Source organism: Streptomyces sp. 2-1, assembly GCF_048564895.1.
Classification (GTDB): domain Bacteria; phylum Actinomycetota; class Actinomycetes; order Streptomycetales; family Streptomycetaceae; genus Streptomyces; species Streptomyces phaeochromogenes.
Window position 1 is genome coordinate 890,790 of sequence record NZ_CP183383.1, and the last position, 25,203, is coordinate 915,992.

The window sequence follows — 25,203 nt, forward strand, 5'->3', positions numbered from 1 at the left end:
CCGTCATACGGAGCGTCGCTTGGAGGCGGGAGGCCCGTCGAGTGCTCCAGGAGTCAGGAACCGTCGGCGGCTTCGGTGGCCAGCCACTCGCCGAGGGCGTCGAAGTCCGCGTCGGTGAGGCCGTGGCGCGGGTCGACCCGGTGCAGCAGGGCATGCCTGCGGTGGTGTGAGGCGACCCAGGCCCGATCGGTGTCGGTGATCTCGTCGTCGACCCAGACGAACGCCCGGCCGGCCGCCCGGTCGACCAGGGCGCGGGTCTTCCAGTGCAGTCCGCGCCGCGCGTCCCGCTCGGCCTCTTCGTCGTCCGGCTCCGGCCAGGTCACGACGGCCAGTTCGGGGAGACCGAGCAGTGGGGCGACGGTCTCGTTCGCCTCGGCCATCCAGGTGGTGGCCCAGACCAGCTCGCACGGCAGAGCCATCAAGCGGGGTCCGTGCGCGGGGTTGATCCTGGTCAGGAGCGGATTCTCGTCGGGCCCCACCGGGTCCGTCCCGTAGGCCGGATACCCGCCCGGGTACTGCCCCGAGGGCGCCCCGAAGGGAATGAGCGGACCGTCGACATCGAGGAAGAGCAACGGACGCTCGGCGGATCGGGTCATGGCCGCACAATAGCCGTCCTGCCAGGAAATCGTCGCACGACTATTCGCACAGTTTCCGTTTCATGGAGTCCACAAGGCGGATAGAGTCGACCCATGCCCAAGATTGAATCCACACCCCGCGTGGCCCTGAAGAAAATAACCCCCGACGTATCCGGAGCAATGGGCGCGCTGCACGGCGCGGCCGTTCTGGCGGCACAGGACGCCAAGGTCGAGCCGGAGATTCTTGAACTCATCCGGATTCGCGCCTCGCAGATCAACGGCTGCGCGTTCTGCATCGACATGCACACGAAGGACGCCCGCGCGCAGGGCGAGAGCGAGCAGCGTGTGTACGCGCTGAACGCCTGGCGGGAGACACCCTTCTTCAGCGAACGGGAGCGCGCCGCACTGGCGTTGACCGAGGCGGTGACGCTGGTGCACGACGGACACGTCCCGGACGAGGTCTACGCGGAGGCGGCCGAGGTCTTCGACGAGGCACAACTCGCGGCACTGATCTGGGCGGCCACCGTCATCAACGCGTACAACCGCATCGCTATCGCGACTCGGATGGTTCCGGGCGCCTATCAGCCGGCCCAGAAGAGGGCCTGAGCGATCCCAGTGACCCCATCGATCACATTGATTCCAGTGATTCAGTGATTCCAGTGATCTCTGAGAAGCGATCTCCGGAATTTACCGAATCCGGATATGGATAATCGCGCCGGGCCGAATACAGTCGGTCCGGCGCGAATCCTTCCCCGATTTATGGGATGAGTTATCCGATCAGGCGGCCGGCAGGGGCTCCATCAGGCCATCCAGCCAATCCCGCCATTCCTTGGCGTAGAGGTCCTGACCCGCTTCCATGGGGCGGCCTTCCCAGCCGATCACCGGCCGGATTCCGTGCAGGGCGTTCACCAGCCACACCTCCCGCCCGGCGAGCTGCTCCAGGGTCCGCTCGCGGTGGGCCATCCGGATCCCGGTGTGCACGGCCCGCTCCTGGATGAGGCCGGTGGTGACGCCGGCCAGGATCGGCAGTTGCTGAGGGGGCAGGCACAGGGTGTCGTCCTCCCACCACAGCACGCTGGAGGTCGCCCCCTCCAGCACCAGGCCCGAAGGGGCGATCAGTACCGCCTCCTCCGCGCCCTGTCCCCTCGCCCGCTGCCGGACCCGGGCCAGCACGTCCAGGTCGGGTCCCTTGCGTCGTGGCACGGTTCTCGGGTCCGGCTGGCCGGCCGCCCACACGCGTACCTCCGGGGAGATCGGCGGAGCGTACCGCAGGAGCAGCCGCAACTGCAGGGAGCCTGCGACGAGTTCGACGCGGGGAAACCACGATCCCGTACGGGGCAGCGCGGCCGTCATGTCCCGCCAGAACTCGTCGAGTTGATCCGGTGACGGACCTCCGCAGTCGCCGCAGGCTCGCAGGAACCGCTCACGGTGCCGGTCGAGTCCGCGCACCTGCCCGTCCCGGACGAGCCAGGAGTCCGCGACCAGCAGCTGTGTGTCGGCCGCCAGGCCGGCGATCAGACCACGGCCGGGCATCCACGCCAACAGCCCCTCTGCGGTTGCTGGTTGTGTCATCAAGATACTTTCCCCTCTCAGTACGTCCATCAGTACGTGCCGGTGCGTCAGGTGCTTCAGGTGCTCCGGTCAGTACTTCCGGCCGGCGCTCGCCGGTGATCCGTGCCTGGGACCGTACGGTGCGTGTTCCAACCAGGCTCCGCACCAGGGCAGTACGGGTGCCAGGGCCGCCGCGGCCCACTGTTTCGCCCGTACGCTCCGGCGGCTGGGCCGCAGATGGTCAAGGGCAGTACCGGCCGCCGCGCTGTTGAACAGGGCCGCCGTCCGCCGGGCCGCCGCGAACTCCGCGACCGCCTCCGTGGTGCCGGCGGCCACGGCCGTCGCTGCCGCCGCCGCGTCCGCGATGCCGCTGTTCATGCCGCGGGCGCCGAAGGGCGGGAAGAGATGGGCCGCCTCGCCGACGAGCAGCACGCGATGCTCCTCGTCGGTGAAGGAAGCCGCGACCTTGCGGAGGAAGTGGTACGTCGACACCCACAGGATCCGGTCGGTGTACCCCTCCCCCACGACCGCGGGCAGCCACTGCCGTACCGCCTCCTCGGTGCCGTAGGACTCCTGCGAGTCGTCGCCACGGCACTGCAGGTCGACCTGGAAGCCACCGGTGAACGGGACGCGCATGACGCTGCGTCCGCCGACGCCGGGGTGCTCGTAGTGGAAGACGCGCTCCAGCGGCAGGTCGGCGCCGGGGATGTCGGACACGTCCACCACTACGTGGAAGCCCTCCGAACGGGTGCCCTCCATGGGGATGTCGAGCTCCCGCCGGACCGCCGAGCGGGCGCCGTCGGCGGCGATGACGTGGGTGCCCGTCCAGCCGCGTCCGTCGTCGCTGCTCACCTCGACTCCGGAGTCGGTGACCTTGACGCCTGTCACGCGCGCGCCCCAGGCGATGTCCACCCCGGCCGCCTCGCAGGCCGCGAGCAGGAACCGCTCGGTGTCCACCTGGCGCAGGCTGGTGAACGGAGGCGGGAAGGAGGGCGGCGGGAACGTCCTGGCGTACACCTCGCGGCCCCGGTACAGGGTGCGGCTGGTCTGCCAGGTCCGTCCGTACGACGCGATGCGGGCGGCAAGACCCGGGCGCATCCCCTCAAGTAGTTGCAGGGTCTCCTTGTGGACGAACAGGGCGCGGCTGCCCGGCCGTTCGCGTCCCTGCGGGTCCGCTTCCACGAGGGTGACGGGGAGTCCGTGGGCGCGCAGGCCGAGTGCGGCCGACATGCCCACGGGCCCGGCGCCCACCACGATGACAGGGCTCACGTCAGGCGCCACCGGGATGCTCGGTGGTCGCGGTGGCGGTGGTAGTCGCGCTCTCGGTGAGCATGCGGGTGATCTCCACCCGCTTGACCTTCCAGGTGGAGGTCATCGGCAGCTCGTCGAACCGCCACTGCCGCGGGTAGGTCATCTTGGGGAGGTCGGCGGTCGCCTCGTGCCAGCGTTGCAGGTCGAGGGGCTGTTCGCCCCGCACGCACACCACCGGTACCGGCTCGCGGTCGACGCCGGGCACGATGACGACCTCGCGCAGTTCGTCGAGGCGGGACATCAGCGTGTCCTCGATCTCCAGGTTGCTGTGCACGGAGTCGATCTGGTCGATCTCACGGTCGATCAGATAGAGCGCGCCCCACCGGTTCCGGTAGCCCATGTCGCCCATCTGCCACCAGCCGCCGCCCAGTTGACGGTCGTACTGGTCCTGGGCGCCGAGGTAGGTGAGGATCCGGCCCCTGGTGCGGGCCTCGATACGGCCCGCTGTACCCGGCTGGGTCCGTCGTCCCTCGCTGTCGGCGATCCGGGTCCGGGTGAAGCCGGGGATGGCGATGCCGACGCGGCGGCCGTCCGCCCTGGCCGCGCTGCGTCGCGTGTACCACTGGAAGGCGACCGGGCCCGTCTCACTCTGCCCGTACAGCTGCATCAGCCAGGGCGAGCGCCGGTTCGACGCGCCGAGCAGCCGCTGCACGGTACGCGGGTGGATCGCGTCGAAGGTGCTGCCGTACGAGCGGACGCGGGCCAGCGGTGCGCCGGGCGCGTCGGCCAACTCCTCCCACAGCACGAAGGTGTTGGGGTGGGTCTCGACGATTCCGGGGCGGTGCCGGGCGAGCAGCGGGCCCGCCGCGGCGGGCTCGGGGTCGGTGATGAACAGCAGCGGGCTGCCGAAGTGCAGCAGTACGCCGAGCAGGTGGTAGAAGCGCGAGTGCACGAAGGACATGTGCAGCGCCGCCGTCTCGCCGCGGGTGGGCCAGCCCATCGCCTTCTGGGGTACGAGCCGGTTCCACATGGTGTTCGGGCAGTGCACGGCGAGCTTGGGGGTGCCCGTCGTGCCCGAGCTGTGGGTGATCAGCGCGGGTTCGCGCGGGTGCAGCCGGACGGGCCCGTGGGGCGGGGCGCCCGCGTACTTGTCCAGCGGGACCGCTCCGGGCGCGTCGTCCACGCTGAGGGTCCCCCGGACGAGCCGGCCGACGCCGATGTCCTTGAGCAGCCCGGTGAGCTTCGCCCGGTCGGTGACCAGCCACGGCTCGTGGAGCCGCTTCAGGAGCTGGCCGACGACGGGACCCTGCAGACCCGGCGAGAGCAGCACGGGGACGGCACCGATCCGAGAGACGGCACAGGTCAGCAGCACGATGTCGACGTTGTCCGTCTTGTGGACGACGACCTGCTCGGAGGGCCGGACGCCGGCCTCCCACAGCCGCCCGGACAGGTCCTCGACCAGGGCGGCCAGCACCGGGTAGCTGAGGTCGAGACCGAGGTCGGGGTTGACGTCCAGCGGCCGGTCCAGGGTGACCGGGACGGCGCCGTGGCGGGCGGTGGCCTGCTGGAACATCGGGCCGAGATAGAACCCACGATCGGAGAGCAGGGACTGCGGCTGTGGCATGTGCCCTTTCCTTTCTGGGGTGTTCGCGGTTGTGCCCACGGTCACCACGCGCCCTGGCGTACGAGGTGGCGGCGGAGCTTGCCGGTCGGGGTGCGGGGCAGCGACGGCACGACGTGGACGGTTCTGGGGGCCTTGAAGGGAGCGAGGTGTGTGCGGGCCAGGGCGATGAGCTCGGACTCCAGGCCCGACCTGGTCGCCGCGAAGGTGGGGGCGGTCGAGGGCGACACACCGATGACGACGTAGGCCCGCAGAGCGGTCGCGCCACGGTCGTCGGTGACGGCCGCGACGGCTACCTCGCGTACCGCCGGGTGCTTGCGCAGCACGGCCTCCACCTCCAGCGGGGAGACGTTGATGCCGCCGACCAGCTCCATGTCGTCGGCGCGGCCCAAGTGCCGGTAGGTGCCGTCCGGTTCGCGCCGCGCGCGGTCCCGGGTGTTGAGCCAGCCGTCGACGAGGACGCGGTCCGTCTCCCCGGGCAGGTTCAGGTATCCGGGCGTCAACGTCGGCCCCTTGACCCAGAGTTCGCCCTCCGAGCCGTCCGCCACGGGGTGTCCGGCGCGGTCGCGCAGCTCCACGTCGAAGCCGGGAACCGGGCGGCCGACGGTGCCGGGGGTGTTGGCGTCGAGGCTGTTGGCGCAGAAGGCGTGCCCGGCCTCCGTCGAGCCGATCTGTTCCAGGACGGGTGCGCCGAGCAGTTCGGTGACGCGTTCGCCGAGTCCGGCGGGCATGCCCTCTCCGGCCGACACCGCCGCACGTACGGAGGCGAAGCAGGCGGCGTGTCCGTCGGCCCGGTCGGCGACCAGGGCGGCGTACGCGGAGGGCACGGAGTAGAGCAGGGTCACCCGGTGGCGGGCGACGAGTTCGTCGACGGCGGCGGGTGAGGGGCGCCGGTCGACCAGTACGGCGGAGGACCCCGAGAAGAGCGGGAAGACGAAGGCGTTGCCGAAGCCGTACGCGAAGAACAGCTTCGACACCGAGAGGGTGACGTCGTCCGGGGTGATCCGAAGGAGCGGGTCGCCGATGAGCTCGTGGTACGTCCCGGGGTCGCCGTGGCAGTGCACAACTCCCTTGGGGGTGCCGGTCGTTCCGGAGGTGTACTGGATGTAGAGCGGGGTGCGCGGTCCGGCCGGGTGGGCACCGGTGGTCGGCGGTGTGCTGCGGGTGAGCGCGACGAGCTGGTCGGCGCCCAGCCGGGTCCGGCCGACGAACCGCTCCTCCAGGCCCGGCCCGGTCACGCACAGGGTGACTCCGGCGTCCTCGGCCATGAACTCGTGGTCGGCCGGGGGCAGTTCGGGATTGACGAGGACCGCGACCGCGCCGAGCCGGGCGGCGGCCAGGAACGCCGTGACCCAGGCGAGGGAGTCGGGCAGCGCGAGCAGCACCCGGTCGCCGGGGCAGACACCGTGGTCGGCCAGCACACTGGCCGCGCGGGCGGCGAGGTCGTGGATCTCGCCGTGGGTCCAGGCCCGGTGGCCCTGGTGGAAGGCGGGCCGGTCGGTCCAGCCCTGGCCCTCGGCAAGCGCGGCCAGCCCGGAGGCCAGGTTCCCGGCCTCGGTCTCGGTGCCATCGGCCGTGTCGGTGGGGCTCGGGGCGGAGGTCGTGGGCGTCATCGGATCTGCTCCTGCAGGGAGACCGGCTCGGCGGTCGTGGACTCGCGGAGGGCGCGTAACTGCGCGGCGGTCTTCAGCAGCATCTCGTCGTACTCCGCTTCGGGATCGGAGCCGAGGACGATCGCGCCGCCGGCTCCCAGGTGCATCCGGCCGCCGGTGAAGACGGCGGTGCGGATGACGATGTTGAGGTCGGCTCCACCGCTGCAGCCGAGATAGCCGATGGCTCCGGAGTAGATGCCGCGGGCGGCGGTCTCCAGTGAGTCGATGATCTCCATCGTGCGCAGCTTCGGCGCTCCGGTCATGGAGCCGCCGGGGAAGCAGGCACGTACGCAGTCCACGGCTTCCGTGTCTGCGCGGAGGCGGCCCTCGACGGTGGAGACCAGTTGGTGCACGGTGGCGTAGGTCTCGGTGGCCATGAGGCGCGGCACCCGGACCGTGCCGGTCTCGCAGACCCGGCCCAGGTCGTTGCGGAGCAGGTCGACGATCATCAGGTTCTCGGCGCGGGTCTTGGCGTCCGCGGCGAGCGAGTCCCTCAGCCTGGCGTCCTCCTCCGGCCGGTCGCCGCGGGGCGCGGTGCCCTTGATGGGCTTGGCCTCGGCGAGGCCGTCCCGGGTGATCCGCAGGAAGCGTTCGGGGGACGCGCCCGCCACGGTCAGGTCGTCGAACTGCAGGAAGGCCGCGTAGGGCGCCGGGTTGATGCGCCGGAGCGCCCGGTAGTAGGCCAACGGGTCGGGCGGCGCCGGTAATTCGGCGGCGTTGGTCAGACAGATCTCGTAGCTCGTGCCGGCGTGCAGCTCGCGCTTGCACGCCTCGATGTCGGCGAGATAGGTCTCACGGTCGCGCACCAGCCAGGGTTCGGCGGCGTGCAGATCCGGCTCGGAGGCGGCCGGCGGGGTCACGGCGGGCCCGGCCGCCGCCACGAAGCTCAGCTGCGCCACCGCGCTGTCGAGCCAGTCACCGGCGTCCCGCGCGCCCTGCGGGGTGTTCTCCGCCAGACAGACGGCATAGGTGAAGCCGTCCTGGTGGTCGACCGCGATCAGCCGGTCGGCGAAGAGCCAGGAGGCGTCCGGAGTTTCGGCCCGGTGACGGTTCGGCGAGCCGCAGTCGGCCTTGAGCTCGTATCCGAAGTAGCCGACGTATCCGCCGGTGAAGTCGAAGGGCAGCTCGTCGGCGTCCACCCGGCGGGTCGCCAACTGCCGCTTCAGATAGTCGAAGACGCTGGCCCGCACCTTCCGCGGGGGCCTCCCGGGCCGCTCGACCTCACAGACACCGGACTCGACGTCGTACCGTACGAACTCGGCCAGCGGGCCGGTGCCGTCGCCGAAGAACGAGAACCGGGACTGCCCCTCCTCGACCCGCGAGCTGTCCAGCCAGAACGCTCTGGGCGCGTCGGCGCACATCCGGGTGAAGGCCGCCTCGGTGTCCACGGCGGTCGCGATCCGGCGGGTGTGCAGCCGGTACCCGACGGGCGCGGAGCGCCGGGGTCGGGGTACGAACGCCGTGGCAGTGCCGCCTTCGGTACGGGACTCGCGTGTACGGGCGTCGCGCGTACGGGACTTGGTCAGGCGGACCCCGCGACTGCGCGCCGCTGTGAGGCCCCGGAAGTTCAGGAGCAGCCGGTGGCCGTACTCGGTGAGGATCGACTCGGGGTGGAACTGCACACCCCACAGCGGCCGGGTGCGGTGCCGCAGCCCCATCAGGACGCCGTCCTCGGCCCAGGCGGTGCCCTTGAGGGCGGCCGGCAGCGGTTCCCGTACGGACAGCGAGTGGTAGCGGACCGCGGTGAAGTCCTGCGGGAGTCCGCTGAACAGGCCCTCGCCCGTGTGCCGGATTCTGGAGAGATGGCCGTGCCGGGCCTCCGGTGCGGCCGTCACCCGGGCGCTCTCGCCCGCCGCGATGCCCTGGTGTCCGAGGCACACACCGAGGACGGGGATCGTGGCCTCGCCGATCACCGTGGCGCTGATGCCGATGTCGCGGGGGTGAGCGGGGTGTCCCGGTCCCGGGGACACCACCACGTTGTCGAATCCCCGCAGGTCCGGAAGACCGTCGGCCGGGGCGTCATTGAGGATCACCACCGGCTCCTCGCCGTTGACCTCGGCAATCAGCTGGAACAGGTTGTATGTGTACGAGTCATAATTGTCGATGAGCAGGGTCTTCACCCGCCCACCCCCCTTTGGTCGTTCTCAGCCTTGTGCGGCCCGCCGTTTGTGCCGTCCGCGGATCGCCTGCAGCGGCGGGTACAGCCATTTCTTGAAGAAACGCTGCAGCCGCGGCATGAGAATCCACGTGACAATGGCCGTCACGGCCAGGCAGAGGAACAAGGTGCGGATGAGAGGGTTGAAGTCACCGAGGTAAGGAAGTACCAACAAATTGAATATGAGTACAGGCGGGAAGACCGCGCTCATATTCACGAACCATAACTTCCACTTCGGTGGCGGACGTGGTGCCGCCGCGGTCGCGGAAGGAGTTTCGGTCAGGGACTCGAACCACGCCTTCGAGCCCCGCACGGTCCGTCGGCCCGTCTCACGGGCCAGCGTCTCCGCACGGGCCTGCCAATCCGCCCTCTCGGCCGAGTTGTCCCAGGCCAGGGCGGAACCTTCACTGGTGAAGCGGTAGACCACATGCCACTCCGCCTCTCCGTCGACAAGTACACCACCGCCGAGGAAGCCCGGTTCCTGCGCGGTCGCACGCAGCACGCCCCACCCCCAGGAGTGGAACTCGGCCTCGCGGCCCGGTACCACTCGATACGCGACGGTGACGGTAACGGGATTCCTGGTCACGCCTCTGAATACGGAAAGGCAAGAGTTGATGTTCAACTCTCAACGGAGTTTTTGTGTGCAGCCGGGAAAGCGGCCCTTTGTCACCCTTCTGCCCGCCTTGGCAGCTTTTGTCACACGGTACTTCGGGTAACCTTTGCGAATTCCTGAAATCGCTTGCCGGGTTCTTGAAAAAGGCGGCACCATCGGTCTCGGGGGCAGCGTTCGCCGGCGACGTGAAGAGCCGAAAGTCGAGCCGAATGAGCCGGATCCGAAAGAGCAAGAAGGAGACCCATGTCCAGGTATGACTGGAGCATGACCCACGAGGGAATCGACCGGGTACGCGCCGAGATCGAACCGGCCCGAAAAGAAGTGACCGCCCATCCGATTTACCAGCGGATAAGCACCCGGGAGGACATGGCGACCTTCATGGAGCACCACGTCTTCGCGGTGTGGGACTTCATGTCGCTCCTGAAGTCCCTCCAGCGGGAGCTGACGTGTGTGGACGTCCCCTGGCTGCCGCGCGGCTCGCAGGTGAGCCGGCGGCTCATCAACGACATCGTGCTGGTGGAGGAGAGCGACGAACTGGACGGCGGCTTCACCAGCCACTTCGAGCTCTACCGGGGCGGCATGGTCGAGGCGGGGGCGGACACCGCACGCCTCGACACGTTCCTCGCCCTGCTCGGGGAGGGCCACGACGTGCAGGCGGCGCTGCGGGCCGCCCAAGTACCGGGCCCCGCGGCCGAGTTCGTCACCACGACGTTCGGGATCATCCTCGACAGGCCGCTGCACTGCCAGGCGGCCGCCTTCGCCTTCTCCCGGGAGGACCTCATCCCGGACATGTTCGACCAGGTGATCAAGAAGGAGGGTGCCGACCGGTTCCCGATCTTCTGCGACTACCTGGCCCGGCACATCGAGGTGGACGGCGAGGAGCACACCCCCATGGCCATGGCCATGGTCGCCGACCTCTGCCAGGACGACGACACCCGCTGGAAGGAAGCCGCGGAGACGGCAACCCTCGCCCTGGAGGCCAGGTCCCGTCTCTGGGACGCGATCGTGGGGGCCATGGAGAAGTCGGCCACCTGATCCGGCCGACGGCTCCCCTGGCCGCCCCTTCAGGGGCGCGGGGAACCGCGCACCCAGCCACGACTCAGCCGTACACGACAACGCACACCACGCCCCGTGCCACGCACGACGGACCCGCGGCCGACGACGCACACCCCGCGGCGCGACACGCTCACCGCACCCGCGGCGCCGCCGTACTGTCCCGCACCACGAGCCGCGTAGGCACCAGCGTCGTCCCGTGCTCCGCCGCATCGTGGCGCATCTGCCGCAGCACGCCCTCGACGCAGCGGCGACCCACCTCGGCGAAGTCCTGGTGGACGGTGGTCAGGGGAGGCAGGAAGGACCCCGCCTCGGGGATGTCGTCGAAGCCGATGACACTGACGTCCTCGGGCACGTACCGGCCCTGCTCGTGCAGGGCCCGCAGCAGGCCCAGCGCCATCTGGTCGTTGGCCGCGAACACCGCCGTGCAGTCCTGCTGCGCGGCGAGTTCGAGGCCGGCCCGGTAGCCGGACTCGGCCGACCAGTCGCCGCGTACCAGCGGTGGCGCCGTGCAGCCCGCCTCGGTGAGTTCGGCACGCCAGGCGTCGGCGCGGCGCTGGGCCGCGAAGGACTCCTCGGGACCGGCCAGGTGCCAGACCGTGCTGTGGCCGAGGTCGAGCAGATAGCGCACCGCGGCACGGGTCCCGCCGGCCTGGTCCGTGTCGACCACGGTGTAGCGGTCACCGGCGTCCGAGTCGGCCACGACGACCTGGATGTGCGGCGGCAGGGTGAGGGCCACCGCGTCGAGCAGGTGCACCTCGAGGATCACGATGACGGCGTCGACGGCCAGTTCGCCCAGCCGGGAGAACGCTCCGCGCACCTCGTCCTGCGTGGGAACGGCAACGGGCAGCAGGGTGACCGCGTACCCCTCGTGCGCCGCCGAGGTGGCGATCGCCTCCAGCGTGCGCACGTTGCCCGTGGTGGAGAGGCCGAAGGTGATGACGCCGATGGTGCGGAACTCGCCGCGCTTGAGCGCCCGGGCGGCACTGTTGGGCCGGTAGCCCAGTTCCCGCATGGCCGCCAGGACCTGCTGCCGGGTCTCCTCGTTCACACCCGCGTAACCGTTCGAAACGCGCGAGACGGTCTGCGAGGAGACGCCCGCCAGTCGGGCGACATCCGCCATGGACGCGCTCTGCGTCCGGCGGGAGGCTCGTTTTCCGGCACGTGCCGACGCCTTCGGCCTGCTCACCGAGGCGTTGTCCGCTGTGTCCACCCGTCTCCCTCGTTGTCCGAGCCGTAGTTTCCTCAAATGACCCTTGACCACCGTCAACGGGGCAGTGTAGACATGCCGCCATCAGATGTTTACGTAAACATAACAGGCCACGACCTGCTTCGGGACTGGATGTTTACGCAAACATCAGCGGCGCACGACGCCGGGTTCGCGAGAGGGACGAGCGAGGAACGACATGACGACGCTACAACCGCCGGCGGCAGCCAAGCGGCGCCCGGACCGGCCTCCGGCGAAACGGGACCGCCGCTCCTGGACGGGGTGGGGTTTCATCGGTCCCTTCGTGGCCGTGTTCGCCCTCGTCTTCCTGGCCCCGATCGTGTACTCGATCTACCTCAGTCTGTTCCGGGACCAGTTGATCGGTGGCACCACCTTCGTCGGCCTGGACAACTACACCCAGGCCCTCAAGGACGAGCAGTTCTGGGACTCGCTCGCACGGGTCTCGCTCTTCCTGGCCGTACAGGTTCCGATCATGCTCGGCATCGCCCTGCTGATCGCCCTCGCGCTGGACAGCGGACGCCTGTACGGCAAGGACTTCTTCCGCATCGTGATCTTCCTGCCGTACGCCGTGCCCGCCGTGGTCGCCACCCTGATGTGGGGCTTCATGTACGGCACGAAGTACGGCCTGGTGGGCGACATCAACTCGGCCTTCGACATCACGCTGCCCGACCCGCTCTCGTCCGACCTGGTCCTGGCGTCGATCGGCAACATCGTGACCTGGGAGTTCATCGGCTACAACATGCTGATCTTCTACTCCGCGCTACGGGTCATCCCCAACTCGCTCTACGAGGCCGCGGAGATCGACGGCGCCGGGCAGTTCCGGATCATCTCCGCCATCAAGCTCCCCGCCATCCGCGGCGCGCTCGTCATCGCGACGATCTTCTCGATCATCGGCAGCTTCCAGCTCTTCAACGAGCCGGCCATCCTGCGGCCGCTGGCGCGCAACGCGATCACGACGGACTTCACCCCGAACTTCTACACGTACTCGCTGTCCTTCAACGGCCAGCAGCACAACTACTCCGCGGCGGTCGCCATCATCATGGGCCTGATCACCATGGTCATCGCCTACGTCGTGCAGCTCCGCGGCATGCGCAAGGGAGCGTGAACATGAGCAGCTCCGTCACCACCTCCCAGCCCGCACCCGCCCAGAACTCCGGCGGCTCCAAGGGCGTGCCCCGCCTGCGCTCGCGCAAGGAGCACGTTCCCGGACGCCCCAAGCGCAGCGTTCTGCTGACCGTGCTGACCGGCCTGATCCTCCTCTACACCGTGGTGCCCCTGGTGTGGCTGGTCATCAGCGCCACCAAGACCCAGGAAGGACTCGCCGACTCGTCCGGGCTGTGGTTCAGCAACGACTTCGCCCTCTGGGACAACATCAGCGAGACGTTCTCGTACCACGACGGCATCTTCGTCCGCTGGCTCCTGAACACCCTGTTGTACGTGGTGCTCGGTGCCGGTGGCGCCACCCTCCTGGCGATCCTGGGCGGCTACGCGCTGGCGAAGTTCAAGTTCCCCGGGAAGCGCGGCGTGTTCGCCGTGGTCATCGGTGCCGTCGCCGTCCCGGGTACCGCGCTGGCGGTGCCCACCTTCCTGATGTTCAGCAAGATGGGGCTCACCGACACCCCGTGGGCGGTGATCATCCCCTCGCTCGTCTCGCCGTTCGGCCTGTACCTGATGTGGGTCTTCGCCACCGAGGCGATCCCCAACGAACTGATGGAGGCCGCCCGGATCGACGGAGCGGGCGAGATCCGCACCTTCTTCCAGGTGGCACTGCCGCTGCTCGCCCCCGGCACCGTGACCGTTCTGCTGTTCACCACGGTCGCCACCTGGAACAACTACTTCCTGCCGCTGATCATGCTCAAGGACCCGGACTGGTATCCGCTGACCCTGGGTCTGGACGCCTGGAACAACCAGGCGCAGACGATCGGCGGTGACGTGATCTTCAACCTGGTGATCACGGGTTCGCTGCTCACCATCATTCCCTTGATCGCCGCGTTCCTGCTGCTGCAGAGGTTCTGGCAGTCCGGGCTCGCCGCCGGAAGCGTCAAGGAGTGACCCCGCCCGCAAGGCCCCCTCGGTCCCGTCTCTTTCACCTTCATCCCTTCACCCTCACCCTGTCCCACCCACGAAGAAGTGGAAGCACCTCCATGCGCAGAACCACACGCCGCCTGATGCGCGGCCTCGCCGTCCTCTCCATCCTCGCCCTGGGCGCGACCGCCTGCGGTGGCTCCGACGACGACAGCTCCGGCCAGAAGCCGGTCTCCGCCGACGACATCCAGGCGGCCCTCAAGAAGGGTGGCTCGATCACGGTCTGGGCCTGGGAGCCCACGCTGAAGTCGGTCGCCGCCGACTTCCAGAAGAAGTACCCCAAGGTCAAGATCAACCTCGTCGGCGAGCGCTCCGGCGACAAGCACTACACGGCCCTGTCGAACGCCATCTCGGCCAAGAAGGGCGTCCCCGACGTCGCGCAGGTCGAGTACTTCGCGCTGAGCCAGTACGCCCTCACCAAGGGCCTCAGCGACCTGGCCCCCTTCGGCGCCGACAAGCTCAAGTCCAAGTACACCCCCGGCCCGTGGAACGCCGTGAGCGAGGGTGACAAGGTCTACGGCCTGCCGATGGACTCCGGCCCGATGGCGATGTTCTACAACAAGAAGGTCTTCGACAAGCACAAGATCGCCGTCCCCACCACCTGGGACGAGTACGTCGAGGCGGCCCGCAAGCTGCACAAGGCCGACCCCAAGGTCTACATCGCCAACGACGCCGGCGACGCGGGCTTCACCACCAGCATGCTGTGGCAGGCCGGTTCGCGTCCCTACAAGGTCGACGGCACCAAGGTGTCGGTCAACTTCGACGACGCGGGCGCCAAGAAGTACACGGACACCTGGCAGAAGCTGATCGACGAGAAGCTCGTCTCGCCCATCAACGGCTGGACCGACGACTGGTACAAGGGCCTGGGCGACGGCACCATCGCCACCCTGACCACCGGTGCCTGGATGCCCGCCAACTTCGTGACCGGTGTGCCGAACGCCGCCGGTGACTGGCGCGCGGCGCCGATGCCGGCCTGGACCAAGGGCGACAAGGCGACCGCGGAGAACGGCGGCAGCTCGCTCACCCTGCCCGAGCTGGGCAAGAACAAGGAACTCTCCTACGCCTTCGTCGAGTACGCGAACTCCGGTGACGGCGTCGCGACCCGCATCAAGGAGGGCGCCTTCCCGGCGACCACCGCGGAGCTCCAGGACAGCACGTTCCAGAACAAGGAGTTCGAGTACTTCGGCGGCCAGAAGGCCAACGAGATCTTCGCCGAGTCGGCGGCCAACGTCGGCGCCGACTGGTCGTACCTGCCCTTCCAGCAGTACGCCAACTCGATCTTCAACGACACCGTCGGCAAGGCCTACGTCAGCAGCACCAAGCTCTCCGCCGGCCTGAAGTCCTGGCAGGACGCCTCCATCAAGTACGGCAAGGAACAGGGCTTCACCGTCGACTAGTCCGACACACGACCCCATGCCGCCCCCTTGTGTCACACCGGAAGGACCACGATGATCTCCACCCTCCTGTCCCAGCTGAACGGGCCGGACGGTGACTCCACCCCACGTCTCGCGTACGGCGCCGACTACAACCCCGAGCAGTGGCCTCGCGAGGTGTGGGAGGAGGACGTACGGCTGATGCGTGAGGCCGGCGTCAACCTGGTCTCCGTGGGGATCTTCTCCTGGGCCCGCATCCAGCCGGCCCGGGACCAGTGGGACTTCGGCTGGCTCGACGAGATCATGGGCCTGCTGCACGAGGGCGGCATAGGGGTCGACCTCGCCACCGCCACCGCGTCCCCGCCGCCCTGGCTCACCACGGCGCACCCGGAGATCCTTCCGGTGACCGCCTCCGGTGAGACGGTGTGGCCGGGGGCGCGGCAGCACTGGCGGCCCACCTCGCCCGTCTTCCGCGAGCACGCGCTGCGCCTGGTGCGGACGATGGCCGAGCGGTACGCGGACCATCCCGCGCTGGTGGCCTGGCACATATCCAACGAGCTGGGCTGCCACAACATCTACGACTACTCGGACGACGCGGCCCGTGCCTTCCGCGACTGGCTGCGCGACCGGTACACCACCCTCGACGCCCTCAACCACGCCTGGGGCACGGCCTTCTGGTCGCAGCGCTACAGCGACTGGGAGCAGATCCTGCCGCCCCGGCTGGCCGCCTCCCACCCGAACCCCACGCAGCAGCTGGACTTCAAGCGCTTCTCCTCCGACGCGCTGAAGGAGTACCTGCGCGCCGAGCGGGACGTGCTGCGGGAGATCACGCCGGACGTGCCGGTCACCACCAACTTCATGGTGATGGGCAACACCAAGGGCATGAACTACCCGGACTGGGCGGGCGAGATCGACTTCGTCTCCAACGACCACTACGTCCACCCGGGCCCGCAGGACCGCGACGAGCTGTCCTTCTCCGCGAACCTCACCAGCGGTATCGCGAGCGGCCGTCCGTGGTTCCTGATGGAGCACTCCACCAGCGCCGTCAACTGGCAGCCCGTCAACGTGGCCAAGCGGCCGGGCGACCTGGCCCGCGACTCGCTGCTGCACGTCGCGCACGGCGCCGACGCCGTGTGCTACTTCCAGTGGCGCCAGTCCGCGGCCGGCGCCGAGAAGTACCACTCCGCGATGGTGCCGCACGCCGGCGCCGACAGCGAGGTCTTCCGCGCGGTCACCGCCCTCGGCCGAACCCTCAAGACGCTTGCCCCGATCGCGGGCACCGAGCGTGAACCGGCCCGGGTCGGGATCGTCTACGACTGGGAGTCGTGGTGGGCGAGCGAGCAGGACTCCCACCCGACCGCCCTGCTCGACTACCGCCAGGAGGCGCTGGACTGGTACTCCGCCCTCCTCGCCCTCGGCGTCCGGGCGGACGTCGTCACCACCACGGCCGACCTCGACCGCTACGACGTGCTGATCGCACCCGTGCTGCACGTGATCCCGGCGCCGCTGGCCAAGGAGCTCACGCGGTACGCCGAGACCGGCGGCCACCTGGTCACCACGTACTTCTCCGGTGTCGTCGACGAGAACGACCATATCTGGCTCGGCGGCCACCCGGGAGCGCTGCGCGACCTCCTCGGCATCCGTATCGAGGAGTTCGGGCCGCTGCTCGACGGTGACAGCGTCGACCTGGACGGCGCCGGCCCGGGCACCCTGTGGACCGACCGGATCACCGTCACCGACCCGACGGTGGAGGTGCTGGCCCACTACCGCACCGGTACGTACGCGGGCATGCCCGCCGTCACCCGCCGTGCGGCGGGGCAGGGCTCGGCCTCGTACGTCTCCACCCGCCTCGGTGTCGACGGGCTGGCCGGTCTGCTGCCGGAGCTGCTCGGCCCGGCGGGCGTCCGGAGTGAACTGCCCGCCGACGCACGGGGATCGGTCGAGCAGACCGTGCGCCGCGGGCCCGACGGCCGCTTCCTGTTCCTGGTCAACCGGACCGACGAGAGCGTGCCGCTGACCGGCCTCCCGGGTGAGGTCCTGGTCGGCGACACCGACGCCGAGGGCGGTCTCGTCCTCGGGCCGAGGGACGTCGCCGTGGTGCGACAGCCCGCCGGCTGACCCACTCCCCCGCACACCGCCGACTCCTCGAACGGCACCGCACTCGTTCGAGGGCCATCCCTCCTGCCCGACGGGCGGGAGGTCAACCGCAGCTACCACCACCGCAGTTGGGAGCACAGATGGCACGCCGCACCCGCAACAGACGGCTCCTCGGAGCCGCCGGCCTCACCGCACTGGCCACCGGGGCCGCCCTGGTCTCCGCCCCGTCGTCCACCGCACAGGTCACGGCCGCGGACACCGCCGCCGTCACCGTGCGGCCCGACCCCTCGTACGAGCAGGAGAAGTTCGAGGGCTGGGGCACCAGCCTGGTCTGGTTCGCCAACGCCACCGGGGACTATCCCAAGGAGATACGCGAGAAGCTCGCCAAGCTCCTGTTCGGTGACGACGGCCTGGCGCTGAACATCGCCCGCTACAACATCGGCGGTGGCAACGCCCCGGACGTCGAGGACTATCTGCGCGCCGGAGGTGCCGTCGAGGGCTGGTGGAAGGCCCCGGCCGGCACCACCCGCGAGGACACCGACTGGTGGAGCGCCGACGACCCGGCGGACTGGAACAAGGACGCCGACGCGACCCAGCGCTGGTGGGTCGACCGCATCAAGAAGGACATCGACCACTGGGAGACGTTCAGCAACTCCCCGCCGTGGTTCATGACGAAGAGCGGTTACGTGTCGGGCGGGTTCAACGCCACCGAGGACCAGCTCAAGACCGAGTCGGTCGACGACTTCGCCGCCTACATGGCCGGCGCGACCAAGCGTCTCGAGAAGGCCGAGGGCATCAAGGTCGACACGATCGACCCGTTCAACGAGCCCAACACCAACTACTGGAGCACCCGTCTGGGCGCCGACGGCAAGCCGGTCGGCGGCCGTCAGGAAGGGGCGCACATCGGCCCCGAGCTCCAGCAGAAGGTCATCAAGGCCCTGGCTCCGGCGCTGAAGAAGGCGAAGACCAAGGCGGAGATCTCCGCGATGGACGAGACCAACCCGTCCATCTTCTCGACGAACTGGAACACCTACCCGCAGGAAGTGCGGGACCTCGTCGGCCAGATGAACGTCCACACCTACGGCACCGGCCAGCGCACCACCGTACGCGACCTGGCGAAGGCGGCCGACAAGCCGCTGTGGCAGAGCGAGGTCGAGGGCGACTGGGGCGACGGCCAGAGCTTCACGGACATGCGGCCGGGCCTCGGTCTCGCCCAGCGCATCGTCGACGACCTGCGTGAACTGGAGCCCAAGGCCTGGGTGTTCTGGCAGCCGGTCGAGGACTACGACAACATGAAGCCGGGCGGCGAGTCGGCCAAGGGCGGCAACTGGGGCAGCATCCAGCTCCCGTTCAGCTGCACCTCGAAGGACACCCTCGAGTCCTGCCCGATCTACACGAACACGAAGTTCGACACGGCCCGCAACTTCACGCACTACATCAAGCCCGGTGACCGGCTGATCAAGACCGACGACACCTCCAGTGCCGCCGCCGTCTCCAGGAAGGGCAACGGCGCGACGGTCGTCCACGTCAACAGCACCACCGAGACCCGCGCGGTCACCGTCGACCTGTCGAAGTTCGGCAAGGTCAGCCGTAGCGCCACCGTCACCCCGGTCGTGACCAGCGCCGACGGCAAGCTCGAACGCCACAGGGCCGTCGAGGTCAGTGACCGCAAGGCCACCTTCACGGTGCCCGCGCAGTCCGTGACCTCCTTCGTCGTCAAGGGCGTCTCGGGTGTCGCGAAGGACGCGGCCGAGCTGCGCAAGGGCCACTCCTACGAGCTGACCGGCGTCCAGAGCGGCAAGGCGCTCACCGTCGCCGACAACGGCACGAGCCTCGTCATCAGGACCTCGGCGGGAGACGCGGCCGGCCAGGAGTGGAAGCTGCGGCAGATCTCCGGCGACACCGGCAACCGGCAGCGGTACGTCTTCACCAACCCGGTGGAGGGCAAGCGCCTGGCGGTCCGTGACGGCGCCCCGGTGCTGGAGGCCGACTCCGGCCCGCGCGACAAGGCCACCCAGTGGATCATGTCGACGACCGGCGACGGCACCTGGACCCTCGTCAACGCCGCCACTGGACGGCTTCTGGAGGTCGGCGGCCAGGCCACCAACGACGGAGCCGCCGTCACGCTGTGGACGCCCAACTCCGGCGCCAACCAGCGCTGGAGGGTCACGGACGTGACCGACTAGGACCGGCCGCCGCACGGGCAGACGCCCGGACGGACGCACCCTCTGTCGCACAGCTCTGTGCCCGCCGTCGCGCACGGCGGGCACAGAGGTGCGTTCAGGGACGTTCCTCCTGTGACCACTCCGTCGAGGGCGACCTCATGGTGTGATGCCCGATGAAGAGGCCCATCTCTGATCAAGATGGCTGAAGAAGCCGAACCACGCCCCGGGAGAGCCAGTGGATCTGCGGCAGATGGAGGTCGTCATCGCGGTGGCCGAGGAGGGCGGCTTCACCGCGGCGGCGCAGCGGCTGCACGTCGTCCAGTCCGCCGTGTCGAGCACGGTCCGCGCGCTGGAACGCGAGCTGGGGACACCGCTGTTCGACCGCACCACGCACCGCGTCTCCCTGACCCCGGCCGGTGAGGCCTTCGTACCAGCCGCCCGGGCGGCGTTACGGGCCGCGGACCAGGCACGGGCCGCCGTCGACGTCGTACAGGGGCAGCTGCGGGGGCGGATCACGGTGGGCACGATGCAGGGGGTCTGGGCCGAACTGCACCGCCCGCTGGCCGCCTTGCGGGCCGAACATCCGGGCGTGGTGGTGCGGCTGCGGCAGGCGGCCGTGGTCGACATCCGCCAGGCGCTGCGCGAGGGCACGGTGGATCTGGCCGTGGTCGCCCTCGACCGTCAGCAACAGCGGGGACTGGTCACCCGGCTGCTGTCCCGCGAGGAGATGGTGCTGGTGAGCGCTCCGGGGCGGACGTTCCCCGTGACGGACGGGAAGGTCGCCCTCGCCGACGCCGCCCGGCTGCCGCTGGTGGACTTCACGCCCGGCTGGGCGATCCGGCTCGCCGTGGACAAGGCCTTCCGGGCTGCCTCCGTCGACCGCGAGCCGACCTTCGAGGTCAACGACATCGTCGCGGCGTCCGAACTCGTCCGCAACGACCTGGGTGTGTGCGTCATGCCCGTCTCGATCGCCGACCGGTTCCCCGATCTGACGACCCACCGTTTCGACCGTCACGCGCCGAACTGGAAGGTCATGGTCGTCCGGCCCCGGGGCGAGGCACCCCCGGCGGTCGCCGCGCTCCTGCGGCACATGGCCTGACGGACGCCGCGGATCGTGCCATGGCTTGACCGGCCCCGGGTCGCTCACCGCTCCGGACTCCATCTCCTTCGGAGATGACTGACATCTCGAACCATCGCCGCGACGAGGGAAGCACAGAGGTGCCCCCGAACGCTGACGGAACCATGAACGTCCTCCAGAGCTCGCGCGACGACCACACCTCGGGCCGGTCCACCGGCACGGCCGCACTCGGTGTGCCGGGATGGCTGGTCGTGCTCCTGGCCACCGCCTCGGGCATGACGGTCGCCAACCTGTACTACGCCCAGCCCCTGTTGTCCTCGCTGCGCGACGTCTTCCACGTCGGCGAGACGGCCGCCGGCGGGCTGATCACCCTCACCCAGGTCGGCTACGTCCTCGGCATGCTCCTGCTCGTCCCGCTCGGCGACCGGCTGGAGAAGCGCCGCCTGATCACCGTGCTGCTGGCGGTCACCACGCTCGCCCTCCTCGCCGCCGGTCTCGCGACGAGCTTCCCCATGCTGCTGATCGCGTCCCTGATCAGCGGCGGCACGTCCGTCGTCGCCCAGATCCTCGTGCCCTTCGCCGCGAGTCTCGCCCCGGACCACACCCGCGGCCGGATCGTGGGCCGGGTGATGAGCGGTCTGCTCACCGGCATCCTGCTGTCCCGCACCCTCAGCAGCCTGGTCTCCGACGTGGCCGGCTGGCGCGTCGTCTATCTGGGCTCCGCCGTCCTGATGGCCCTGCTGGCTGTCGCCCTGCACGCCGCCCTGCCCCGCCAGGCCGCCACCACGGCGATCCCGTACGCCCAGGTGCTGCGCTCCACCCTCCGACTGGTGCGCGTCCACCCGGCGTTGCTGCGCCGCGGGCTCTACCAGGCGGCGATGTTCGGTGCGTTCAGCGCGTTCTGGACCACCGTCTCGTACGTCCTGACGGGTCCGCGTTTCCACTACTCCCCCGTCGGCGTCGGTGTGTTCGCCCTCGTCGGGGCGGCCGGGGCGGCCGTGGCTCCCTTCGCGGGCCGTTGGGCCGATCGCAAGCTGGTGCGCCCGATGACCGGGGCAGGGCTCGTCGCCGCGGCTGTCGCCTTCGCGGTCGCCGGGTTCGGCCAGGGTCACATCCTCCTGCTGGCGCTGGCCGCCGTGCTGCTCGACATGGCCGTGCAGACCACGCTGATCCTCGGTCAGCACACCGTCTACCAGCTCGACGCGAACGCGCGGGCTCGGCTGAACAGTGCCTTCATCGCCCTCTTCTTCGTCGGCGGCGCCCTCGGTTCGCAGTTCGGCTCGCTCGCCTTCCACGCCGGCGGCTGGACGGCGGTGTCCCTCCTCGGCACCGCACTCCCCGTACTGGCTCTCCTCTACTGGGCCACGGAGTTCCGCGACCGGACAGGGGTGGCCGAAAACGCATGAGCTGAACATCCGTTCCCTACGATGACCCGGTGACCAGTGACATCGCGGTGCAGGTGGGCGCCGACACCGACGCCCACCCGAAGACGGATCCTCCTCCCTGGGCGAGGCGGCTGCGCCGGTTCGGCTACGAGGCGCGCCCACGGACCGACACCCGCGACCTTCTGGTCCCGCCCTTCCCGGAGCCCGGCACGCGCGTCGGCGAGGCTCTGGGGCTCAGCACGGCATTGACCCACCGCGTCATGAAGGCGATGGGCTGGGTCGGTCCGGTCCTCGTCGCGGTCCTCGCCGGAGCGATCCGCTTCTGGAACCTGGGCCGGCCGCGGTCCGTCGCCTTCGACGAGACGTACTACGCCAAGGACGCCTGGGCGTTGCTGAAGCTCGGCTACGAGGGGACGTGGCCGGACCGCAAGATCGCGGACCCGCAGATCCTGGCGGACCCCCAGGTGATCCCGCTGTCCGACACCGGGACCTTCGTGGCGCACCCGCCGATGGGCAAGTGGGTGATCGCCCTCGGTGAGTGGATGTTCGGCCTGAACCCCTTCGGCTGGCGTTTCATGACGGCGGTGCTCGGCACGCTGTCGGTGCTGATGCTGTGCCGAATAGGCCGCCGGCTGTTCCGTTCGACGGCGCTGGGCTGTCTGGCCGGGCTGCTGTTGGCGGTGGACGGCCTGCACTTCGTGATGAGCCGGATCGCTCTGCTCGACCTCGTCGTCATGTTCTTCGTGCTGGCCGCGTTCGGGTGCCTGCTGGTCGACCGGGACCGGGCGCGGGCCCATCTCGCGGAAGCCCTGCCGGTGGACGCGGACGGCTTCGCGGGTCCGCATCAACACACCGGCGAGCACGCGGGGATGGGCGTTCGGCCCTGGCGGATCGCGGCCGGCGCGATGCTCGGCCTGGCAGCCGCGAGCAAATGGAACGGCCTCTACGTCCTGGCGTTCTTCATGGTCATGACCGTGCTGTGGGACGTCGCCTCCCGCCGTGTCGCCGGCGCGCGTCGCCCGTATCTGTCGGTGCTGCGCAAGGATCTCGGCTGGTCCGTGCTGTCCCTCGCGCCGGTCGCCCTGGTCACGTATCTGATGACCTGGACCGGCTGGTTCCTGTCCGACAAGGGCTACGGACGGCACTGGGCGGACGGCCGGGGCGGCCCGTGGTCGTGGATCCCCGCCCCGCTGCGCAGCCTGTGGCACTACGAGCACGGGGTCTACGAGTTCAACGTGGGGCTGGACTCCTGGCACCGCTACGAGTCCAACCCGTGGAGCTGGCTGGTCCTCGGACGGCCGGTGGCGTACTCGTACGAGACGGACTTCGCACAGGACGGCTGCCGTACCGCGTCGGGCTGCTCCCAGGCGGTGCTCGCGCTGGGCACCCCGCTGCTGTGGTGGTCGGCGTGCTTCGCGCTGCTCTATCTGCTCTACCGGTGGGCGCTGCGCCGCGACTGGCGCGCGGGCGCCGTCCTGTGCGCGGTGGGCGCCGGCTATCTGCCCTGGTTCCTGTACCAGGACCGTACGGTCTTCTCCTTCTACGCGGTCGTCTTCGTGCCGTATCTGTGCCTGGCCGTCGCGATGTCGGTAGGCGCAATGCTGGGGCCGCCGGGGTCGAGTGAGAGACGCCGGGCCATGGGAGCAATGAGCGCGGGTGTCCTCGTACTGCTCATCGTCTGGAACTTCATCTACTTCTTCCCGATCTACACGGGTGCGACGATCCCGTATCCCGACTGGCATTCGAGGATGTGGCTCGACACCTGGATCTGAGGGATACGGGATCGCGCTCCGTATGTCACCTTCGGCGGCCCCTGGTCGCCAGGCCGCTGCCGACGCCGGCGAGGTGCAGGGCCAGCACGATCAGCCCTATCAGCATCACGTTGGTCGAGGTGAAGACGTCGTTGGTCGAGATCTCCGCGGCGTTGATCAGGAACGCGATGAGGAACAGGACGGCCGCTGCCATGCCGAGCATGGATTCCCCTCTCTGGGTTTCCGGAATGGGTTCAGTTCCCACTCCCACTCGACGAGTGCCCCGGCCGGGCCGGATCAGACACCCATGACCCGGCCTGATCGTGGTACTCGCCGACCACAGCGGAATCCCCGCAGACCGCCGCATTCCGGAGTCCCTGCCATCGTCTCCGGAACCGGACGAGTAAGCCCTTTGCCGTCGGGAAGCAGCAACGGTGGAAGCAAAGCAAGCACCACAGCCCCACAGGGAGTGGGCTGGGGGAAGCCGTGATGGCGATCGAGCCGCGTTGGGACGACAAACTGCCTTCCGAGGAGACTTACACCCAGACCACCGAATTCGCCGGCGAACCGTCCGATGTGACGGGCTCACGACTCGCCGCGGAGGCGTTCCTCCTTGCGCTCACACGCGCGTCGCCGCCGGCGGAACCCGAGCGCTGGGACGACATCCTGCTGGTCGTCACGGAGTTGGCCGCCAACGCGGTGCAGTACGCGCCGGGCCCGTTCACGCTGTATCTGCGGCGCACGTTCGACGGTGTGCACGTGACGATGCACGACACCAGCACCACACCACCGGCACCTCGCCCCTTCCGCCCCGGCCGGAACGACGGGGGCGTGGGGTGGCATCTGATCCGTACGCTGTGCGACCAGGTGAGTGTGGTGCCGGCCGAGAAGGGCAAGGACATCCACGTGTTCATGCCCTGGTGAGGTCTGTTCATGCCGTGGTGAGGTCTCCCGGCGTTCCCCTGGATCGCTCTACGGCTCCCGCGGCCCCTACGGCATGGTCTGGAGCGGCACCAGGACGCTGATCGTCTTGCCGCCTCCCGGACGCCTTTCGATGGCGATGTCGCGCGCCAGCCGGATGATCAGCGGCCAGCCGTAGCCGTTGCCCAGATGCACCGGGGGAAGGCCGCCCGAGCCGAAGGCGGCGGCGGGGACGACGTCACTGTTGTCGTGCACGGCCAGCCGCACGCCCTCGCTCGTGGGCGTCGCCTCGACCCCGACCAGCCCGCCCCCGTGCCGGACGGCGTTCGCGGCCAGCTCCGAGACGACCAGCAGGAGATCGATGACAGCGGTCTCCGTCGCTCTGCGGGACGGGGTGTTCCACTGTTCCAGCACCACGGCGCGGACGTGGGCACGGGCCATCGCCGCGGTGGTGATCGGAATCGCCGTCATCGATGTCCTACCGGACGTGCGGTCGGACGACGCGAAGGCAGTCGTGTCGATTCGGTCCATATCCGTCGTGCCCCTGAGATCTGCTCGATCGATGCCGGGTCCCGGAAGGGGTCCGTCGACATCCGTCTTCCCACTGAGCGCACGACCATGGGTGCGAATCCCCCGACCGTCGTGCCGG

The 25,203-nt window shown here is 69.4% G+C and carries 21 protein-coding genes; 11 read left to right on the plus strand and 10 right to left on the minus strand.

What is annotated here, in order from left to right; genetic code table 11:
* Positions 1–53 precede the first annotated feature (53 nt).
* Complete coding sequence (locus ACN20J_RS04140) at positions 54–596, minus strand: HAD domain-containing protein (RefSeq protein WP_419665256.1); 543 nt, start codon at positions 594–596, stop codon at positions 54–56.
* Between the two features lie 93 nt (positions 597–689).
* Between ACN20J_RS04140 and ACN20J_RS04145 the strand changes: the two genes are divergently transcribed.
* The gene (locus ACN20J_RS04145) at positions 690–1,181 is read left to right on the plus strand and encodes a carboxymuconolactone decarboxylase family protein (protein ID WP_361897653.1); all 492 of its coding nucleotides are present in this window, start codon (positions 690–692) and stop codon (positions 1,179–1,181) included.
* Between the two features lie 171 nt (positions 1,182–1,352).
* On the opposite strand, the gene ACN20J_RS04150 is transcribed toward ACN20J_RS04145, so the two are convergent.
* The 6 genes from ACN20J_RS04150 to ACN20J_RS04175 all read right to left on the minus strand — a co-directional run bounded on the left by ACN20J_RS04150 (position 1,353) and on the right by ACN20J_RS04175 (position 9,391).
* Positions 1,353–2,147 carry an aminotransferase class IV gene (locus ACN20J_RS04150; RefSeq protein ID WP_419665257.1) on the minus strand — a complete coding sequence of 265 codons (795 nt, stop codon included), beginning with the start codon at positions 2,145–2,147 and terminating at the stop codon, positions 1,353–1,355.
* A gap of 69 nt (positions 2,148–2,216) precedes the next feature.
* On the minus strand, positions 2,217–3,395 hold the full coding sequence (locus tag ACN20J_RS04155; RefSeq protein ID WP_419665258.1) for an FAD-dependent monooxygenase: 1,179 nt from the start codon (positions 3,393–3,395) through the stop codon (positions 2,217–2,219).
* Position 3,396: 1 nt separating this feature from the next.
* Positions 3,397–5,001, minus strand: coding sequence for a class I adenylate-forming enzyme family protein (locus ACN20J_RS04160; protein WP_419665259.1), 1,605 nt, complete (start codon positions 4,999–5,001; stop codon positions 3,397–3,399).
* 41 nt (positions 5,002–5,042) lie between these two features.
* Positions 5,043–6,611 (minus strand): AMP-binding protein, encoded by a 1,569-nt coding sequence (locus ACN20J_RS04165; RefSeq protein WP_419665260.1) that lies wholly within the window; start codon positions 6,609–6,611, stop codon positions 5,043–5,045.
* On the minus strand, positions 6,608–8,770 hold the full coding sequence (pabB, locus tag ACN20J_RS04170; protein ID WP_419665261.1) for an aminodeoxychorismate synthase component I: 2,163 nt from the start codon (positions 8,768–8,770) through the stop codon (positions 6,608–6,610). Before pabB ends, ACN20J_RS04165 begins: the two co-directional genes overlap by 4 nt.
* A gap of 24 nt (positions 8,771–8,794) precedes the next feature.
* Positions 8,795–9,391 (minus strand): antibiotic biosynthesis monooxygenase, encoded by a 597-nt coding sequence (locus tag ACN20J_RS04175; protein WP_189841768.1) that lies wholly within the window; start codon positions 9,389–9,391, stop codon positions 8,795–8,797.
* A 270-nt stretch (positions 9,392–9,661) separates the two neighbouring features.
* Between ACN20J_RS04175 and ACN20J_RS04180 the strand changes: the two genes are divergently transcribed.
* Positions 9,662–10,453 carry a DUF3050 domain-containing protein gene (locus ACN20J_RS04180; protein WP_419665262.1) on the plus strand — a complete coding sequence of 264 codons (792 nt, stop codon included), beginning with the start codon at positions 9,662–9,664 and terminating at the stop codon, positions 10,451–10,453.
* Positions 10,454–10,604: 151 nt separating this feature from the next.
* Here the strand turns inward: ACN20J_RS04180 and ACN20J_RS04185 are convergent, their stop codons facing one another.
* A complete protein-coding gene (locus ACN20J_RS04185) occupies positions 10,605–11,684 on the minus strand; it encodes a LacI family DNA-binding transcriptional regulator (RefSeq protein WP_361997304.1) in 1,080 nt (359 codons plus the stop codon).
* 193 nt (positions 11,685–11,877) lie between these two features.
* On the opposite strand from ACN20J_RS04185, the gene ACN20J_RS04190 reads away from it, so the two are divergent.
* The 8 genes from ACN20J_RS04190 (at position 11,878) to ACN20J_RS04225 (ending at position 23,654) form a co-directional block, all read left to right on the plus strand.
* Positions 11,878–12,804, plus strand: coding sequence for a carbohydrate ABC transporter permease (locus ACN20J_RS04190; protein ID WP_189841765.1), 927 nt, complete (start codon positions 11,878–11,880; stop codon positions 12,802–12,804).
* Between the two features lie 2 nt (positions 12,805–12,806).
* Positions 12,807–13,751, plus strand: a complete 945-nt coding sequence (locus ACN20J_RS04195; protein ID WP_190231305.1) for a carbohydrate ABC transporter permease — start codon at positions 12,807–12,809, stop codon at positions 13,749–13,751.
* A 92-nt stretch (positions 13,752–13,843) separates the two neighbouring features.
* Positions 13,844–15,181, plus strand: a complete 1,338-nt coding sequence (locus ACN20J_RS04200) for an ABC transporter substrate-binding protein (RefSeq protein ID WP_419665263.1) — start codon at positions 13,844–13,846, stop codon at positions 15,179–15,181.
* 51 nt (positions 15,182–15,232) lie between these two features.
* Positions 15,233–17,275 (plus strand): beta-galactosidase, encoded by a 2,043-nt coding sequence (locus ACN20J_RS04205; RefSeq protein ID WP_419665264.1) that lies wholly within the window; start codon positions 15,233–15,235, stop codon positions 17,273–17,275.
* Between the two features lie 119 nt (positions 17,276–17,394).
* Entirely contained in the window at positions 17,395–19,440 is a 2,046-nt protein-coding gene (locus ACN20J_RS04210; protein WP_419665265.1) for a glycoside hydrolase, read from the plus strand.
* Positions 19,441–19,654: 214 nt separating this feature from the next.
* A complete protein-coding gene (locus tag ACN20J_RS04215; RefSeq protein ID WP_419665266.1) occupies positions 19,655–20,518 on the plus strand; it encodes a LysR family transcriptional regulator in 864 nt (287 codons plus the stop codon).
* 74 nt (positions 20,519–20,592) lie between these two features.
* The gene (locus ACN20J_RS04220; protein ID WP_419665267.1) at positions 20,593–21,903 is read left to right on the plus strand and encodes an MFS transporter; all 1,311 of its coding nucleotides are present in this window, start codon (positions 20,593–20,595) and stop codon (positions 21,901–21,903) included.
* A gap of 29 nt (positions 21,904–21,932) precedes the next feature.
* Positions 21,933–23,654, plus strand: a complete 1,722-nt coding sequence (locus ACN20J_RS04225; RefSeq protein ID WP_419665268.1) for a dolichyl-phosphate-mannose--protein mannosyltransferase — start codon at positions 21,933–21,935, stop codon at positions 23,652–23,654.
* A 25-nt stretch (positions 23,655–23,679) separates the two neighbouring features.
* Here the strand turns inward: ACN20J_RS04225 and ACN20J_RS04230 are convergent, their stop codons facing one another.
* Positions 23,680–23,856, minus strand: coding sequence for a hypothetical protein (locus ACN20J_RS04230; protein WP_107102281.1), 177 nt, complete (start codon positions 23,854–23,856; stop codon positions 23,680–23,682).
* Positions 23,857–24,122: 266 nt separating this feature from the next.
* On the opposite strand from ACN20J_RS04230, the gene ACN20J_RS04235 reads away from it, so the two are divergent.
* Positions 24,123–24,557: an ATP-binding protein gene (locus ACN20J_RS04235; protein ID WP_189841759.1), complete on the plus strand. Its 435-nt coding sequence runs from the start codon at positions 24,123–24,125 to the stop codon at positions 24,555–24,557.
* Between the two features lie 66 nt (positions 24,558–24,623).
* Here the strand turns inward: ACN20J_RS04235 and ACN20J_RS04240 are convergent, their stop codons facing one another.
* Positions 24,624–25,025, minus strand: coding sequence for an ATP-binding protein (locus ACN20J_RS04240; RefSeq protein WP_189841973.1), 402 nt, complete (start codon positions 25,023–25,025; stop codon positions 24,624–24,626).
* Positions 25,026–25,203: the final 178 nt, after the last annotated feature.